This window comes from Haloferax sp. Atlit-10N (assembly GCF_003586325.1).
GTDB lineage: Archaea > Halobacteriota > Halobacteria > Halobacteriales > Haloferacaceae > Haloferax > Haloferax prahovense.
The window spans coordinates 532,945-550,211 of the sequence record NZ_PSYX01000001.1; the positions used below are offsets into that span (position 1 = coordinate 532,945).

At 66.5% G+C, this 17,267-nt stretch carries 14 protein-coding genes and 1 tRNA gene; 8 read left to right on the top strand and 7 right to left on the bottom strand.

Annotation, left to right across the window (positions count from 1 at the left end; all coding sequences use genetic code 11):
* Window positions 1-132 precede the first annotated feature (132 nt).
* The 4 genes from C5B91_RS02795 to C5B91_RS02810 all read left to right on the top strand — a co-directional run bounded on the left by C5B91_RS02795 (window position 133) and on the right by C5B91_RS02810 (window position 2,178).
* Window positions 133-624 (top strand): hypothetical protein, encoded by a 492-nt coding sequence (locus C5B91_RS02795; protein ID WP_004972568.1) that lies wholly within the window; start codon window positions 133-135, stop codon window positions 622-624.
* 4 nt (window positions 625-628) lie between these two features.
* Window positions 629-1,081 carry a metal-dependent transcriptional regulator gene (locus C5B91_RS02800; RefSeq protein ID WP_004972567.1) on the top strand — a complete coding sequence of 151 codons (453 nt, stop codon included), beginning with the start codon at window positions 629-631 and terminating at the stop codon, window positions 1,079-1,081.
* A gap of 76 nt (window positions 1,082-1,157) precedes the next feature.
* Window positions 1,158-1,261 (top strand) — tRNA-Gln (locus C5B91_RS02805).
* Between the two features lie 140 nt (window positions 1,262-1,401).
* Window positions 1,402-2,178: an FkbM family methyltransferase gene (locus C5B91_RS02810; protein WP_008092350.1), complete on the top strand. Its 777-nt coding sequence runs from the start codon at window positions 1,402-1,404 to the stop codon at window positions 2,176-2,178.
* A gap of 39 nt (window positions 2,179-2,217) precedes the next feature.
* Here the strand turns inward: C5B91_RS02810 and C5B91_RS02815 are convergent, their stop codons facing one another.
* On the bottom strand, window positions 2,218-2,952 hold the full coding sequence (locus C5B91_RS02815; protein ID WP_115819063.1) for an alanyl-tRNA editing protein: 735 nt from the start codon (window positions 2,950-2,952) through the stop codon (window positions 2,218-2,220).
* Window positions 2,953-3,147: 195 nt separating this feature from the next.
* Here C5B91_RS02815 and C5B91_RS02820 point away from each other — a divergent pair, with 195 nt between their 5' ends.
* Window positions 3,148-3,840 (top strand): HD domain-containing protein, encoded by a 693-nt coding sequence (locus C5B91_RS02820; RefSeq protein WP_004972562.1) that lies wholly within the window; start codon window positions 3,148-3,150, stop codon window positions 3,838-3,840.
* A 43-nt stretch (window positions 3,841-3,883) separates the two neighbouring features.
* Here C5B91_RS02820 and C5B91_RS02825 read toward each other — a convergent pair whose 3' ends face one another.
* From C5B91_RS02825 to proS, 5 genes are all read right to left on the bottom strand, one after another.
* The gene (locus C5B91_RS02825) at window positions 3,884-4,873 is read right to left on the bottom strand and encodes an NAD-dependent epimerase/dehydratase family protein (protein WP_115819064.1); all 990 of its coding nucleotides are present in this window, start codon (window positions 4,871-4,873) and stop codon (window positions 3,884-3,886) included.
* 79 nt (window positions 4,874-4,952) lie between these two features.
* Complete coding sequence (locus C5B91_RS02830) at window positions 4,953-5,264, bottom strand: nucleoside triphosphate pyrophosphohydrolase (protein WP_008092359.1); 312 nt, start codon at window positions 5,262-5,264, stop codon at window positions 4,953-4,955.
* Between the two features lie 68 nt (window positions 5,265-5,332).
* Window positions 5,333-7,087, bottom strand: coding sequence for a PQQ-binding-like beta-propeller repeat protein (locus C5B91_RS02835; RefSeq protein WP_115819302.1), 1,755 nt, complete (start codon window positions 7,085-7,087; stop codon window positions 5,333-5,335).
* A 139-nt stretch (window positions 7,088-7,226) separates the two neighbouring features.
* The gene (gene gltB, locus C5B91_RS02840) at window positions 7,227-11,762 is read right to left on the bottom strand and encodes a glutamate synthase large subunit (protein WP_115819065.1); all 4,536 of its coding nucleotides are present in this window, start codon (window positions 11,760-11,762) and stop codon (window positions 7,227-7,229) included.
* Window positions 11,763-11,922: 160 nt separating this feature from the next.
* On the bottom strand, window positions 11,923-13,389 hold the full coding sequence (gene proS / locus C5B91_RS02845) for a proline--tRNA ligase (protein ID WP_115819066.1): 1,467 nt from the start codon (window positions 13,387-13,389) through the stop codon (window positions 11,923-11,925).
* Between the two features lie 163 nt (window positions 13,390-13,552).
* Between proS and C5B91_RS02850 the strand changes: the two genes are divergently transcribed.
* The gene (locus C5B91_RS02850) at window positions 13,553-14,050 is read left to right on the top strand and encodes an HTH domain-containing protein (protein WP_049968192.1); all 498 of its coding nucleotides are present in this window, start codon (window positions 13,553-13,555) and stop codon (window positions 14,048-14,050) included.
* Window positions 14,051-14,091: 41 nt separating this feature from the next.
* On the opposite strand, the gene C5B91_RS02855 is transcribed toward C5B91_RS02850, so the two are convergent.
* The gene (locus tag C5B91_RS02855; RefSeq protein WP_008092370.1) at window positions 14,092-14,571 is read right to left on the bottom strand and encodes a hypothetical protein; all 480 of its coding nucleotides are present in this window, start codon (window positions 14,569-14,571) and stop codon (window positions 14,092-14,094) included.
* Between the two features lie 248 nt (window positions 14,572-14,819).
* Here C5B91_RS02855 and C5B91_RS02860 point away from each other — a divergent pair, with 248 nt between their 5' ends.
* Window positions 14,820-16,742, top strand: coding sequence for a beta-CASP ribonuclease aCPSF1 (locus C5B91_RS02860; RefSeq protein ID WP_008092373.1), 1,923 nt, complete (start codon window positions 14,820-14,822; stop codon window positions 16,740-16,742).
* 112 nt (window positions 16,743-16,854) lie between these two features.
* On the top strand, window positions 16,855-17,238 hold the full coding sequence (locus tag C5B91_RS02865; RefSeq protein WP_004972550.1) for a methylglyoxal synthase: 384 nt from the start codon (window positions 16,855-16,857) through the stop codon (window positions 17,236-17,238).
* The last annotated feature ends 29 nt before the right edge of the window (window positions 17,239-17,267 follow it).

Consider the following 17,267-nt stretch of genomic DNA (forward strand, 5'->3'; position numbering starts at 1 on the left):
CGCGGCGCGGCTTCGACGACCGTTTTTCTCGTCCCGCCGACCCGCGAGGGAACCGCTTAAGTCGGTTACTCCCGGAGAGGTGTGTATGTACGTCGTGGGACCGTGTCTTCGAACGTCGAGGGGGACGAGTCCGTGAGCGTCGGGTATCAGGTCACCTCGGACCACCAGCTCGCCCGACTCCTCCAGATCGGTATCGTCCTCGAAGAGGTCGTGGAGGCACGCGCCTACCACCACCACGAGGAACTCGGCGAAGACGCGCTCGACGAGGAGGTTCGAGCCCTTCTTTCGCACGCCGCCGAGGAGTCTGCCGACCACCGCGAACGCCTCGAAGCCGTCATCGACCGGCTGGAGGTCGACAGCGTCCCCTTCGAGGAGATAGAGGCGCTGGTCGAAGCCCAGTACGGCCAGACGAAACCCGAGGACTTCGACGGCGTTCTCTACGACCAACTCTGTAACGAGGAGACCGCCTACAAGTTCTACGACGACGTCATCGAGGCCATCGAGGCGAGCGACGCACAGTTCTCTATCGACCGCGAGGAACTCGTCGCGACGCTGTCGGCGATTCGCGAGGAGGAGGCCGAGGGCGTAGAAGAAGTAACGCGAATCATGGAAGACCGCGAGTGAAACGATGAACACGGCAGACCAATACGTCAAGGCGATTTACCTGCTGCAGGAGATGGAGAACGGCCCGGCAGCCACCGGCGCGCTCGCGGACATGATGGAGGTGAGCCCGGCGAGCGCGAACGAGATGATCGGCAAACTCGAATCCCGCGGCCTCGCCGAACACGAGAAGTACAAGGGCGTCACCCTCACCGACGAGGGTATCGTCCGCGCTCGCGACGCGCTCCAGACCTACTGCATCATCGAGCGCTTCCTCTCGAACGTCCTCGACGTCGAGGAGTTCCGCGCGGAGGCCCGCGAACTCGAACCCGTCATCGACGGGATGATCGCGGAGCGACTCGACACCATCATCGACCGCAACTCCGAGTGTCCGGACTGTTTCGACCCCGAGACGGACGCCTGCGAGTATCTCGAGGTGTGCGGCGCGGAGCCCGAGACGGAGACGGAAGTCGCCGATTAATCGCCGCCGCCGACCGGCCGGAACCGAAGCGTTTTCATTTACCAGCGGACAACCGACGAGTGGACACCGTGACCGAAGTCCCGTGGTGTAGTGGCCAATCATAGCGGCCTTTGGATTGGTACGGTTCAATGCGTGCCGAGAAGACAGCCGCTGACGGCGGTTCGAATCCGCCCGGGACTACTCAAACTTCTCCGACGAACCGACGCGAAGAGCGCGTCGTCTCGTCGAAATTCGATCCCACCGAACCTTCGAAAACACGACACGCCGAGTCGCTTCGCTGCCGAGCGATTTTTAATACCGGACAATGACAGTATACTAACGTGTCTCTGCTGCACCCGGTATCGGCCGCTCGCCACCTCGCGTACTCCCTCCACTACGCGGTCGTTCGGGCGAACTACGAACGACGGCTCGTCGCCACGAAGAAGCACGTCGGGCGCACGAGTTTCAGGAGCTACGAACTGTACAACCGCCACGGCAACGACGTGCTCCTGCAGGCGCTGTTGCTCGGTCTCGACGACGGCGACGTCGTGGTCGACGTGGGCGCGAACACGGGAACCTACACGCTCGCAACCGCGGCCAGCGAGTCCCCCGCGCGGGTCGTCGCCGTCGAACCGCACCCTGACGTCGCCGACCAGTTGCGGGCGAACGTCGAGGTCAATGACTTCGGCGACCGGGTGGACCTTCTCGAGTGCGGCCTCGGCGAGGCCGACGAGTCGCGGGAGTTCCACCTGTCGAGTTACGACGAGTTGGGTTCGTTCTCGCGGGACCACGCGAGCGCGTGGGAAGCGCAGGTCGTCGACACGGCGTCGGTGTCGATGCGGCGGCTCGACTCGCTCGTCGATTCCGGGACGGTCCCGCCGCCGAACCACCTGAAGGTGGACGTAGAGGGGTTCGGCCTGAACGTGCTCCGGGGGGCGGAAACGGTCCTCCGCGAGCACCGGCCGACGGTGTATTTCGAACTGCACGACGCCCGCGGGAGCCACGACGAGGCGGCGGCGAAGGCCCTGCTCCGGGAGGCGGGCTACGAACTGGTCCCGGTCAAGGAAGGTTGGGTGTGCGAGCCACGGGCGCGGACCGAGGCGGCCCAGTCGGCGTAGTCGCGGGCGGTCAGTCGGGTTCAGTCGGGGTCGAATCGGCTATTCGAGGACGAAGTTCACGCGCTCGTGAGTCGAGCCTTGGGTGGTCCGCCCGGTGACGGAAACCGTGCCGATGTCGCCCGTCGCCGAGACGTGCGTCCCCGCGCAGGCGGTCCGGTCGAAGGGGTCGTCCGAGTCGCCGATTTCGACGATTCGGACTTCTCGAATCGAGTCCGGGAGCAGGTGCAGTCGGGTGCGCTCGGGGTCGAGCGTCGCCTCGGCCTCGTCGCGGTCGAGGCTGTACCACCGAACGGGGAGGTCGGACGCGACGAGGTCGTTCAGGCGCGTCTCGATGGTCCGGAGGTCGTCGCCGTCGAAGCGGTCGTAGGCGCAGTCGAGGTGCGCGTGGTCGGCGTACAGCTGGTTACCGGTCGTCTCGGCGTCGAACTCGTCGAGGAGGACCGCAGAGAGGAGATGCTGGGCCGTGTGGTAGCGGCTGTGTGCCCGCCGCCGCGCCGCGTCGACGCGTCCGGAGACGGTCGTTCCCGGCTCGGGGGCGTCGCCCGCGACGACGTGTTCGATTCGGTCGCGTTTCCGCACCTCCGTCACGTCCCACGTCTCGCCGTCGCCGTTCTCGCTGTCTCTCGATAGGGTGCCCGTGTCGTTCGGTTGGCCGCCGCCGGTCGGGTAGAAATAGGTCCGGTCGAGGACGACGCGGTCGCTTCCGCGGACCGTCTCGACGGTCGCCTCGAACTCGTGTGTCGTCGCGTCGTCGAGGTATCGTGCTTCGGTCACGGCGGGGACGACGCGGTCGGTCGAGTTAACTCCCGCCGATGTGGCACCGAGTCACACCGCCGGCCACGAGACCCGGTCTGGTCGCCCGAGAGCCCGGTTCGCGCGACTCAGGGTGGTCGTAACGCCTAAGAGTGGAACGACCCTCATTCCGTGTAATGAGAATACGCACGTGCCAACACCTACGGAGGTTCTGCCGTGGGCGTTGAAATCAAAGAGTCGGCCGTCTCCGACGCGGAGTTCGAGGATATGAAGCGTTTCGTCTCGGACTATCTCTCTGCGAGCGTCGAAAACGAAGACGACGGCGGACGGATGCGCTGGTACCCGTGGCACTCCGCGGAGTACCGGTTCAATCACATCCTCAACGTCGTCGACCTCGCGACGCGCATCGCCGACCGCGAGGGCGCTGACGTCGACGTCGTCCGCGTCGCCGCGCTCTTTCACGACATCTCGAAGCTCGAAGCCGACCAGGAGGTCCACGCCGAGGAGGGCGCTCGCGTCGCCCGCGAGTTCCTCAGCACCCACGGTGACTACCCAGAGTCCTTCGTCGACCAGGTGTGTCAGGTCGTCTCCGACCATTCGTATCAGGGGCCGCTGACGGACGTGTCGCTGGAGACGCGCTGTCTCATCGAGGCCGACATCCTCGACAAAATCGGCGCGAACGGCACCGCGCTGATGCTCCTGCGGATGGGCTACGAGGCGCGGACGCACATGGACGCCGCCGAGATGGTCGAGCGCGTCTTCGAGCGCGGCCGCGACGCGTCCGCGCGTCTCGAGACCGACACGGCCCAGAGCTTCGCCCACCAGCGGCTCAAGCGCGTCAAGTGGTTCCGCGAGTGGCTCGAAGACGAGGTCCCCGAGATGGACCACGACGGCCAGTTCAGCGGCTGAACGAAACCCCGTCGCGACCGCGGTCCCGGTTTTCCGACCCTCCTCAGAGCGTGTCGAGAATCGACAGCACGCGTTCTTCGGCGTCGCGGCCGGGGTCGTGTTCGGAGCCGTCGCGGTCGCTGTCGCGGTGGTCGGCGACCGACCGGCGCATCGCCTCCTCGACGGGGGTCGACTCCCAGCCGAGGCGGGCGAGTTTGTCCGTCGCGAGGACGTGCGGGTAGCCGCGGTAGAGGATGAAATCGTCCATCGAGAGGTCCGTCGCGGCGAGTTCGCGCTCGCCCGCGTGGACGACTTCGACGTCGGTGCCCGCGGCGTCGGCGATGACCTGAACCATCTCTTCGAGCGTGACGAGCCGCCTGTCGCCGACGTTGTAGGCCTCGCCGGCCTCGCCCTCCTCGGCGACGACGCGCATCGCGCTCGCCACGTCCTCGACGTAGGCGCGGTGCCAGACGTTCGTCCCGTCGCCGGGGACGACGACGCGGTCGTAGTTCAGCACGCGGTCGATCCAGTAGTCGAGGCGCTCTGTGTAGTCCTCCGGGCCGTAGACGATACAGGGGCGGACGGACATCGCGTTGATACCCCGCGAGGCCGCCTCGAAGACGACCCGGTCGCCCTCGGCCTTCCGCGGGCCGTAGCTCGCGCCCGAGTCGTCCGCCGCCTGCTCGTCGGTGCAGTCGCAAAGCGGCGTCTCGTTTTCGCGCTTCGGAATGACCTCGCGTCCGTAGGCCGCGCCGCTGGAGATGTAGACGTAGGCGTCCACGTCGGCGAAGATGTCGACCGCGGAGGCGACCTCGGCGGGCTTGTACGCCACGCAGTCGAAGATGGCGTCGGGGTCGACGGTCAGCTTCGCGGTCCGGAGCGCCTCGTCGTCCGTTCGGTCGCCCTGGACGTGCTGGACGCGCGGGTCGTCCTCGAAGGGGTTGTCGTGGTTGCCGCGGTTGAAGATGGTCACGGCGTAGCCGCCGTCGAGGAGTTCCGAGACGAGGTGGCGGCCGATGAACCGCGTGCCGCCGATGACGAGTGCGTTGTCCATGTCTCGGTCGAGGGCGCGCGCGGTGAAAAACGTGGGAGAATCGGTGGCGGGTGCCGGAACCCGTCCCGGCCGCTGGACCTCACTCCACCCGTTCGAGCACGATGCCGTCTTCGAACCCACCGCGCTCGGTCGCCTTCTCTCGTGCTGCCGTCTGGACCGTCTTCCAGTCCTCGTCGCGTCGGGCGAGGACCGCGTCGACGACGGCGTACACGTCTGCGAGTTCTTCGACGCGCCCGGATTCGGCGAACTCTTCGGCCTCTTCCACCAGTTTCTCGCGCAGTCGGCGGTCGAACTCCTCGTCGTCGGCGACGTGGACGACCGGCGTCTCGCCCGACTCGCGGACGATTCGGGGAATGTCGTCGCGGACGAGTTTGTCGTACTCGCGGGGCATACCATCGAGTTCGGACGGCCGGTGGAAAAATGGGGCGACGAGGGTGGGCCGCAGTCCCGCTTGTGCGACTATCTGTCGGTGGAGAGACGAACCCTGTCGGTGCTCTGGTTGCCGTCGGGACCCGCCACGCGGAGCGTCACGTCGAGCGTCCCACAGAAGTCGAGCGTAATCTCTGTCGTCGAACCGCGTTCTTCGAACGATGCGCCCTCGCCGAACTGCCACTCGTAGGTCGCCACCTCACCCGTCGACGCGGTTCCGTCGAGGGCGACGGTGGTCCCGGAATCGAGGTCCGCCGAGTCGGCGTCTTCGGGGTCGGTGACGATGCGGGCGACCGGGGCGTCCGAAGAACGCGGAAGATTCCTCGAATCGGGGGCCTCCGGACTCCCTTCGAGGGCGAACACCCCGGCTTGCTCCGTGGACGCTTCTTCCAGATAGCCCGTGAGGATTCGTCCGTCCGCGAGCGCCGGCGTCGATGCTTTTCGAGACGGTGCGTCCTGCTCGTGTCGAACCAGATAGGACCACTGCTGGGTCCCGTCTTCGGTCGAGAGCGCGTGTATCGTGGGATGTCGGCGTTCGCGTTCGAGGTCTCCGATAGCCTTGGGGATGGCGCTCCCGCCGAGGTAGACGGTGTCGCCTGCGACGCTCGGGTCGCCGTGGAGTTCCGTCGAGGTGTCGTGCGTCCACAGCATGTCTCCGGTGTCGGCGTCGAGCGCGGCGACCGTCGAGAGGATACCCTCTTCCGCCACCGAGTCCACGTCGAGCGCGGTGGTGACGTAGACGGTGCCGTCGGCGACGGCCGGTGCGCTGATGAACCGCACCGACTCCTCGCCGTCGGGTGTGAGTCTCGTCTCCCACTCGATGCTCCCGTCCTCGTCGCTGTGTGCGACGACTCGGTTTATCTCGTCGGTTCGGAACCGATTCCCGGAGGAACGGTAGATGCGACCGTTTTTGTGGGCCGAGTCGACGAAGTTCACACCGTCTTCCAGCACTGCGGTCCACCGCCTGCTCCCGTCGTTCGCGTTCCACGCGACGAGTTCGTTCTTCTCGTCGGTGTACGTCGCCATCCCGTAGAGCGTCTCGTCGTCGCCAATGTAGGGATAGGTCCGGTACGACGCGTCGGAGCGCCACACGACTTCGCCGCTCTCGGGGTCGAGTTCCACGACGACCGACTCCTGTTGGTCCGGGTCTGCGCTGGCGTTTGTCAGGTGTTGGACGTAGAGGGAGCCGTCGGCGACGAGCGGCGTCCCGAGCCACTCCTTGTCCGGACTCGCGTAGTCCGCTGGTGTCTTCTGCCAATTAATTTCGCCGGTATCCAAGTCGAGCGCGTGGAGTCCACCGTATTTGACGTCCGAATCGGTGTATCCTGCCTCACTCGTCACGAAGAGCGTCCCTTCTGCCACGGCTGGTGTGTCGGTCACCCGGCCGATTCCGGGTTCTGACGCCCCGTACTCCGGGGCAATGTATTTCCAACGTTCTTCGCCCGTGTCGGCCTCGTAGGCGACGACGCCCCCTCGGAACGTGCTGTCGTTGGTGTAGAACGTCTGGAAGACGGCCCCGTCGTCGACGAGTACCTCGTTCGCGCTGGTCTTATGCCACGTTCCGTCGAGCCACGACAGGGCGGCGTACTCGTCGTCGGGTGCCGATTCGGGAGCGACTGCGCCGGTGCGCCCCGGCTCTGCACGAGACTGCGACCAATCCTCGGTCGTGACCGTGTCCGATTCTGCTGTCGAGTGACTGTCCGCGAGCGAGGTGCCGGCCACGCCGGATGCCGCGAGAGCACCGAGCGTGGCGAGAACCGTCCGCCGCGAGTAATCACGGGTCATGTCCACGCCGACATGGCCCCGGACGGCTCATCATTATCTGTTCGGTAAGTGATACGAAACAGTCCGAAAAAACACGCCGAACAGCAAGAAAACGCGGGATGGCGACCGAACCGTCAGTCGCTGACGGTCGAGTCGGTCCTCAGTCGTCGCTCGTCGTCGCTGCGCCGACTCTGTCGGTCCCGGCGTCGACGATTGCGCCCGCCTTCGCCGGAAGTTCGTTACGCACGTCCTCGCGGCCGTCCTCGGCGATGACCTCGGCGTACGCGTCGGGCATCACCTTCACGAAGTCGCCGAGCACCGACTGCCAGTCGTCGAGCAGTTCGACCGCGCGGTCGGACTCGGTGTACGCGAGGTGGTTCTCGACGAGTCGGGTGAGCATCGCCTCGTCCTTGTCGTCGAGGTGGGTTTCGAGCGTCACCATCTCGGTGTTCGCCTTCGCGGCGAACTCGTCGTCGGGGTCGTAGACGTAGGCCACGCCGCCGGACATGCCCGCGGCGAAGTTGCGCCCCGTCTCGCCGAGCACGGCGACGACGCCGCCGGTCATGTACTCGCAGCCGTGGTCGCCGACGCCCTCGACGACCGCCTTCACGCCGGAGTTGCGGACGCCGAAGCGCTCGCCGGCGAGGCCGTTGACGTAACATTCGCCCTGCGTCGCGCCGTAGAGAGCGACGTTGCCGATGAGGATGTTCTCTGCGGCCTCGTAGTTTGCCTCGGCGGGCGTGTTGACGATGACGCGGCCGCCGGAGAGGCCCTTACCGACGTAGTCGTTCGCGGCCCCGGTGAGCCGCATCGTGACGCCGCGGGCGAGGAAGCCGCCGAACGTCTGGCCGGCGATGCCGTCGAACTCGCAGCGGATGGTGTCGTCCGGGAGCCCCTCGCCGCCGTGGGCGTTCGAGATGCGGTTCGAGAGCATCGCGCCGACCGCGCGGTCGACGTTCGAGAGGTCGCGGCGGATGACGACCGGCTCGCGGTCCTCGATTGCCTCCGCGGCCTCGTCGATGAGCTTGTGGTCGACGTGCGTCTCGATGTCCGCGTGGACCTGGTCTTCGGTCTTGCGGCGCGCGCCCGTCTTGGGCTCGGCCAGCACCGACGAGAGGTCGAGGTGCTTGGCCTTCTCGTGGTCCGTCTCTATCTGCCGGAGCAGGGACGGACGACCGATCATCTCGTCGAGCGAGGTGAAGCCGAGGTCGGCCATAATCTCGCGGAGCTCCTCCGCGATGAACGTCATGTAGTTGATGACGTGGTCGGGCTCGCCGGGGAAGCGGCGGCGCAGGTTCTCGTCCTGCGTGGCGACGCCGACCGGACAGGTGTTCTCGTGGCACTGGCGGGCCATCACGCAACCCGAGGTGACGAGCGACGCGGTCCCGAAGATGTACTCCTCGCCGCCGAGGAGGGCGGCCATGGCCACGTCGCGGCCGGTCTTCATGCCGCCGTCGACGGAGACGCGGATGCGGGAGCGAAGCCCCGTCGCGCGGAGCATCTGGTTGGCCTCGGCGAGGCCGAGTTCCCACGGGAGGCCCGCGTTCTTGATGGAGGTCTTCGGCGACGCGCCGGTGCCGCCGTCGTGACCGGAGATGTGGACCACGTCGGCTTTCGCCTTCGAGACGCCGGCGGCGATGGTGCCGATACCGGCCTCGGAGACGAGCTTGACGTTGATGTCGGCGTCGGAGTTGGCCGACTTCAGGTCGAAGATGAGCTGCTTGAGGTCCTCGATGGAGTAGATGTCGTGCAGCGGCGGCGGCGAGATGAGGCCGACGCCCGGCGTCGCATAGCGGACGTGGGCGATCATCTCGTTGACCTTCTTGCCGGGGAGGTGGCCGCCCTCGCCGGGCTTCGAGCCCTGCGCCATCTTGATCTGAATCTCGTCGGCCGACGAGAGGTAATGCGAGGTGACGCCGAAGCGGCCGGAGGCGACCTGCTTGACGTTACACTCCTTTTCGGTGCCGAAGCGCTCCGGCGGTTCGCCGCCCTCGCCGGAGTTGGACTTGCCGCCGATGCGGTTCATCGCGATGGAGTTGTTCTCGTGGGCCTCCGGCGAGAGGCTGCCGAGCGACATCGCGGCCGTCGAGAAGCGCTTGACGATGTCCTCGACGGGTTCGACCTCGTCGATGTCCACGGGCTCGCGGTCGGAGTCGAACTCGAGCAGACCGCGGAGCGCCTTCAGCTGCTCCGACTGGTCGTTGACCAGCTCGGCGAACTCCTTGTACTTCTCGTAGTCGCCGGCGCGGACCGACTGCTGGAGCGTGCCGACGGTCTGGGGGTTCCAGCCGTGGTGGATGCCGGCCGAGCGGTTCTCGTACTCGCCCTGTCGTTCGAGCTTCGGGTCCGCGCCGAAGGCGGCGGCGTGGCGGGTCAGCAGGTCCTCTTCGATGACGTCGAGTCCGATTCCCTCGGTGCGGATTTCGGTGCCCTCGAAGTACTCGGCGACGAAGTCGGAGGCGAGGCCCACGGCTTCGAAGATCTGCGCGCCGCGGTAACTCTCGACCGTCGAGATACCCATCTTGGCCATCGTCTTGAGCAGGCCGTCTTCGAGCGCGTGGACGTACGCGTCGATGGCCTCGCCCTCGTCGGCCCCGTCGGGGCCGGCGACGACGTCCTCGATGGTCTGGTAGGCGAGGTAGGGATTCACCGCGCCCGCGCCGTAGCCGACGAGCGTGGCGAGGTGGTGGACTTCACGGGGGTCGCCGGACTCGACGACGAGGCCGGCGTGGTTCCGCAGGCCGTTGCGGACGAGGCTGTGGTGGACCGCGCCCGTCGCGAGCAGGCTCGGAATGGCAACCCGGTCGGAGCCGACGTTGCGGTCGGAGAGGACGACGATATCCGCGCCGTCTTCGATGACCGACTTGGCCTCGTCGCGGACGGCCTCGATGGCCTCGCGGAGGTCGCCGCCCTGCTCGTAGGTGATGTCGACGACGGCGCTGCGCATGTCGTCGTCGAGGTCCTTGATGGCCGCCGTCTCGGCGTCCGTGAGGACCGGCGAGTCGAGGACGAGTTGGCGCGCGTGGTCGGCCGACTCGTCGAGCAGGTTACGCTGGAAGCCGAGCCGCGACTCCAGGCTCGTCACGAGCTTCTCGCGGATGTAGTCGATAGGCGGGTTCGACACCTGCGCGAACAGCTGCTTGAAGTAGGTAAACAGCGGGCGGTTGAGGTCCGACAGCACCGAAAGCGGCGTGTCGTCGCCCATCGAGCCGACGGGGTCCTTGCCGTCGCGGGCCATCGGCTCTATCATGTGGTTGAGCTGGTCGTGCGTGTAGCCGAACGCCGCCTGCGTCGCCCGGAGCGACTCGACCTGTCCGCGCGAGGTTGAGTCCGCGTCGCCGGCGAGCTCGTCGAGGTGGCGCTGCTGTTCGTCGAGCCACTCGCCGTACTTCTCGTCCGTGAGGGAGTCGAACACCTCGGCGTCGGGGATGACGCGACCCTCGTCGGGGTCGGCCATGAAAATCTCGCCGGGTTGGAGGCGGCCGCGGGACTCGATTTCCGCGGGGTCGGTGTCGAGCGCGCCGACCTCGCTGGCGACGATGAGGCGACCGTCGGTCGTCACCTCGTAGCGGCACGGTCGGAGTCCGTTGCGGTCGAGGACGGCGGCGATGCGGTCACCGTCGGTCGCTGCGACGAGCGCGGGGCCGTCCCACGGCTCGACCAGCGAGGCGTGGAAGTCGTACCAGTCGCGGCGCGCCTGGTCCATCGCGTCGTCGTTGCGGTACGCCTCGGGGATGAGCATCCGCAGGACGTGCGGGAGTTCGCGGCCGCCCTTGAGGAGCAGTTCGACCGCGTTGTCGACGCTCGCGGTGTCGGACTGGTCGGCCTTCGTGATGGGCCTGAGCGTCTCGATGTCGTCACCGAAGGCCTCGTGCTGGAGGTCCGTCTCGCGGGCGCGCATCCAGTTGACGTTACCGCGGATGGTGTTTATCTCGCCGTTGTGGATGACCTGGCGGTACGGGTGGGCGAGGTGCCACGCGCCCAGCGTGTTGGTGGAGAAGCGCGCGTGAACGAGCGCGAGTTCGGTCACCATCCGTTCGTCGCCGAGGTCGGGGTAGTAGTTCGGGAGCTGTTCGGCCGTGAGCAGCCCCTTGTAGACGATGGTCTTGCGGTCGAGTGAGCAGACGTAGAACCGGCCTGCGCCCTCGATGGCGAGGGTATCGACCGCCTTCTCGGCGGCGCGACGGGCGAGGTAGAGCGCCCGGTCGAACTCGTCTGCGGTCATCTCGCCGGCCGGCTCGACGAACAGTTGCCAGACGTCGGGTTCCGATTCGAGCGCGGTCGCGCCGAGTTCGGAGTTGTCGGTCGGCACGTCGCGCCAGTCGAACACGGACAGCCCGTGGTCGGCCAGCGAATCCTCGACAACCGCCGAAACGCGCTCGCGGACCTCGTCGTCGGTCGGCATGAACACCGAACCAGCCGCGTAACGGTCCGGAAGCTCGGTTTCGAGGACTGCTTCGAAGAATTCGTCCGGTCGCTGGAACAGGATACCCGCCCCGTCTCCGGTGTTCTCCTCGGCGCCCGTGGTGCCGCGGTGCTCGAGGTTCTCGAGGAGTTCGAGGCTGTCTGCGACGACTCGGTGCGAGGCGCCGTTTTCAAGGTCTACGACGGCCCCAACGCCGCAGTTCGACCGCTCGTCGGTCGGGTCGGCTAACCCGCCCTGAGCGAAGGGTGCGTCTATGTGTGGCTTGGTCATACGCCAATGATACAGCTACCACCATAAGCAACTTTTCCTGAAACAATAAGGGTGTTACAATGTCATATAAGGATGTATCCATACATAGTATGTCGACTAATGATGATTCGACGCACGACGAAAAATATGAACAATCGTGTAGAACGGCGCGGCGGGCGGCTCAGTAGGACTTCGCGAAGTACGCGGTCTCCTCGGCGTCGTCGCCGCAGACCGCACAGTCCTCGCCGTCGTGAATCTCCGCGTCTTCGTCGTTCAGGGGAACCATGACGATTTCGGCGGCGATCTGATCTTTAATCTCGTCCTCGCAGGCCTCGTCACCGCACCACGGCGCTTTCACGTAGCCGCCGTGCTGGCCGATGGTGCCGAGAATCTCGTTGCGGGCGGTCGCCTCACGGACGTTCTCTTCGAGGTTCTCCTCGGCGGCGGCGTAGAGCTTCGCGTACACCTCGTCGAACTGCTCTTGGACGGCCTCGGCGATGTTCTCGCGGTCGAGTTCGACCGACTCGCCGTCGGGGCGGTGGACGGCGGTGACGACGTCGTCGTCGACCTCGTTCGGGCCGATTTCGAAGCGGACGGGGACGCCCTTGAGCTCCCACTCGTTGAACTTGAACCCGGGGTTGCGCTCGTCGCGGGCGTCGAGTTCGACGCGGACGCCGGCGTCTTCGAGCTCGTCGGCGATGCCCTCGGCGTACTCGAGGACCTTCTCCTGCGTGTCGGCCTGCCAGATGGGGACGATGACGACCTGCTCGGGCGCGATGGTCGGCGGCAGGACGAGGCCCTGGTCGTCGGAGTGCGTCATGATGAGCGCGCCGAGCGAGCGCCACGACAGGCCCCACGAGGTCGTGTGGGCGGGCTCTTCGTCCTCGTCTTCGGTCGTGTAGGTGAGGTCGAACGCCTCGGCGAAGGAGGTGCCGAGGTAGTGGGAGGTGCCGGCCTGCACGGACTTGCCGTCGGGCATGAGCGCCTCGACGGTCGTCGTCGTGTCCGCGCCGGGGAACTTGTCGTGTTCCGGCTTCGCGCCGCGGAGCACGGGGATGGCGAGCACGTCCTCGTAGAGCGACCGGTACTGCGAGAGGCGAGTCATCGTCTCGTCCCACGCGCCGTCGCGGGTCTCGTGGGCCGTGTGGCCCTCCTGCCAGAGGAACTCTTTGGTGCGGAAGAACGGCTTCGTCTCCGTGGCCTCCCAGCGCACGACGGAGGCCCACTGGTTCACGCGGAGCGGGAGGTCGCGGTGGCTACGGACCCACCGGGCCATGTAGGGCGCGATGATGGACTCGGAGGTCGGGCGGACGGCGAGGCGCTCTTCGAGTTCCTCGTGGCCGCCGTGGGTGACCCACGCGACCTCGGGGTCGAAGCCCTCGACGATGTCCTTCTCGCGTTCGAGGTAGCTCTCGGGGATAAACAGCGGGAAGTACGCGTTCTGGACGCCCGTCTTCTTGAACTCGCCGTCGAGGTAGTTCTGGATGGCCTCCCACAGCGCGTAGCCGCGCGGGCGGGTCACGATGAAGCCGCTCATCCCCTCCGGGCCGTAGTTCGCGAGGCCCGCCTTCTGGACGACCTCGGCGTACCACTCGCCGGTGCTGTACTGCTTCGACTCGGTGATTCCGAGTTCCTGCTCGTCGCTCATTGCCCATCGGTAGCCGCAGCGAACCCTTAAACGCCCCGAAGGTGCCGGCGCGCCGCCCCGCCACGCGGACCGTCTCTCGCCGACGACCGTCGGCGACTCCGGCGGACGCATAGATACATATCGTCGGGTGTCCTACCAGAACGTGGTGGTTGGCGTGCTAACAATGGACACAATTGTGAGCGACGAGCGGCCGACTCCTCGGGAGGAGGCGGTCCGAATCGAACTGTGGGTTCCGAGCGGGCGACGCGCGGAGTTCACACCGGTTATCGAGCGACTGGACGATGTCGTCGAACGCGGTCTCGTCTCGGAGTACACGGTCGAGACGTGGGACCGGTTCGTGGACCTCTCTGGGAGGTTGAGTCCGCGCGAGCGCCGCACCCGCGACCGACTCGCGTCGTACGCGCGGTGGGCGGCGACGCGCGGCGAGCGCTTGGCGGGGTTAGGCGACCCCGAGGTGCGCGGCATCGGCCGGATGGGGCCGGAGCGACCGACGCGGCGGACCCCGCGGGCGGTCATGGCGGAGTACGAAGACGGCGTTCTCGCGCACGTGACCGCGTGCGAGGAGTGCATCGGTGCGTTCCGCGGACGTCTCAGCGACCTCGATTCGCAGGCCGAACGCGAGTCCGAGCAGTCGTCGGAGCGCGTCCGAATCGAGTGGTAAGCGGTCCGAACACGGTTTTTTCCGGCGACGCCGCCCCGTCGTCAGCGCCGGCTGTCGAACGGTGAGTCGCCCTCGCGCCACGACCACCCCGGCAGGCGGGTCTGAAACCCCGCGGCGAGCGCGGCATCGAGGTCGTCGCGTCCGGCGGGACCGTCGGTGTGGACGGCCACGTCCGCGAAGTGGAACGTCGCCTGCGCGAGCAGTCGAAGCGGTTCGCCGCCGGCGATGGTCGCCGCGAGTTCGCGGCCGAGCACCTCGTCCACGACGAACCCGGGATAGTCGTCCTGCACGTCCAACTGTTTGAGGATGCGCACGTAGGCCGCGACGTTGACGCCGACCTCGCCGTCGGCGAACACCGCGTCGACCGCGTCGAAGTAGGCCGCGTCGTCGACCTCGCCGACGCGCGTGCCGAACTGCTCGCCGAGTCGGCTCCGCGTCTCGTTGATGAGCGGGACGACCACGTCCGCGCGCTCTCGAACCCAATCGTGTTCCGCCGAGACGGCCGCCGGTGTGAGTTCCATGGTCGTCGGTCGGCCCCGAGACGCTTCGACTTTGCGAAGGGTTTTATACTGGCGACATGGTACTGTCGGGTAAGCGGGTTTTCCCTGCCTCTTCCCGCAGTCGAGATACCACCGTATTCAGTTCACTATGCTCTCTCCGCAGTTGGCCGAGACTGGCACTCGTACACGTGGACCGTCTCGTGTCGACGCTCCTGAGGTAGGGGTTCCCGAGACCTGCCGGCGCAGGACCGGACGGGTCGCTCGTAACTATGAGCTCCGTAGATAAACAACTCGAGAATTTGAAGGCAGAGATTACGAACGAACTCCCCCGCGACATCTCGGTTTCCGACGTCAAGTACGAGGGTCCCGAACTCGTCGTCTACACGCGCGACCCGAAGAAGTTCGCTCAGAACGGCGACCTCATCCGGAAACTCGCGAGTAAGCTCCGAAAGCGAATCACGGTTCGCCCGGACCCGGACGTGCTGTCCGACCCCCGGGAGGCCGAACCCAAGATTCTGAGCGTCATCCCCGAGGAGGCCGGCGTCACCGACCTCGACTTCCACATCGACACCGGCGAAGTCGTTATCGAGGCCGAGAAACCGGGCATGGTCATCGGTCGCCACGGCTCGACGCTCCGCGAGATTACACAGAAAGTCGGCTGGACGCCCGAAGTCGTCCGCACCCCGCCCATCGAGTCCTCGACGGTCTCGAACGTCCGCAACTTCCTGAAACAGGAACGCGAGGACCGTCGCCGCATCCTCGAACGGACCGGTCGGCAGATTCACCGCGAACAGCTCTCGGACGACGAGTGGGTCCGAATCACGACCCTCGGCTGCTGCCGCGAGGTCGGTCGCGCGTCATTCATCGTCTCGACGCCCGAGACCCGCATCCTCGTCGACTGCGGCGACAAGCCCGGCTCCGACGACGTGCCGTATCTGCAGGTCCCCGAGGCGCTCGGGTCGGGCGCGAACTCGCTCGACGCGGTCGTTCTCACCCACGCCCACCTCGACCACTCGGCGCTCGTCCCGCTTCTGTTCAAGTACGGCTACGACGGTCCCATCTACACGACCGAGCCGACCCGCGACCTCATGGGCTTGCTCACGCTCGACTACCTCGACGTCGCCTCGAAGGAAGGTCGCACCCCGCCGTACGAGTCCGAGATGGTCCGCGAGGCCATCAAGCACACCATCCCGCTGGAGTACGGCGACGTGACCGACATCGCGCCCGACGTGAAGCTCACGTTCCACAACGCGGGCCACATCCTCGGCTCCGCAGTCTCGCACTTCCACATCGGCGACGGCCTCTACAACGTCGCGTTCTCCGGCGACATCCACTACGAGGACACCCGCCTGTTCAACGGCGCGGTCAACGACTTCCCGCGCGTGGAGACGCTCGTCCTCGAATCGACCTACGGCGGCCGCAACGACTACCAGACCGACCAGCAGGACTCCGAAAAGCGCCTCATCGAGGTGATAAACGAGACGTACGACCGCGGCGGCAAGGTCGTCATCCCGGCGTTCGCCGTCGGTCGCTCCCAAGAGATCATGCTCGTCCTCGAAGAGGCGATGCGCTCCGGCAAGATTCCGGAGATGCCCGTCCACCTCGACGGGATGATCTGGGAGGCGACGGCCATCCACACGACCTACCCCGAGTACCTCCGCGACGACCTCCGCGACCGCATCTTCCACGAAGACGAAAACCCGTTCCTCGCCGAGGAGTTCAACCACATCGACGGCGGCGAAGAGGAGCGACAGGACGTCGCCGACGGCGACCAGGCCATCATCCTCTCGACCTCCGGGATGGTCACCGGCGGCCCCATCATGTCGTGGCTCCGCCACGTCGGTCCCGACCCGAAGTCCCGGCTGGTCTTCGTCGGTTACCAGGCGCAGGGAACGCTCGGTCGCCGCATCCAGAACGGCTGGGACGAAATTCCGGTCAACGGCCGCGACGGCATGGGCCGGTCTGACACGCTGAAACTCGAGATGGACGTCGAGACCGTCGACGGCTTCTCCGGTCACGCCGACCGGCAGGGCCTCGAGAACTTCGTCAAGACGATGAACCCGCGCCCGGAGAAGGTGCTGTGCGTCCACGGCGACGAGCGCTCCGTGCAGGACCTCTCGTCGGCGCTCTACCACGACTACAACATGCGGACGTTCGCGCCGAAGAACCTCGAGACGTTCCGCTTCAAGTAACGACTCTCGTCCACGGCGACCCGCGTCGACGTATCAATCGCCGCCGCGCGACGATTTCTCACGGACGGCTTCCGGGCGAAGATTAATCACGACGCTCGAACGAGTGTTTGCCATGCGTCTCGCACTTATTGCTCACGACGAGAAGAAGCCGGACCTCATCTCGTTCGCCGAGGAGCGACAGGCCGACCTCGAACGCTTCGAACTCATGGCGACGGGGACGACCGGGCAGCGACTCATCGACGCCACGGGCCTCGACATCGAGCGCAAGCAGTCCGGGCCGCTCGGCGGCGACATGCAGATCGGCGCGGAGATTGCCAGCGAGACCTGCGACGGCGTCATCTTCCTTCGCGACCCGCTGACCGCCCAGCCCCACGAGCCGGACATCACCGCGCTGCTCCGCATCTGCGACGTGCATCAGACGCCGCTGGCGACCAACCTCGCCAGCGCGGACGCCGTCCTCGACGAACTCATCAGACAGCTCGACGGCGAGGAGTAATCGCCGGGTCCGCGCCCCGCCGCGACCCC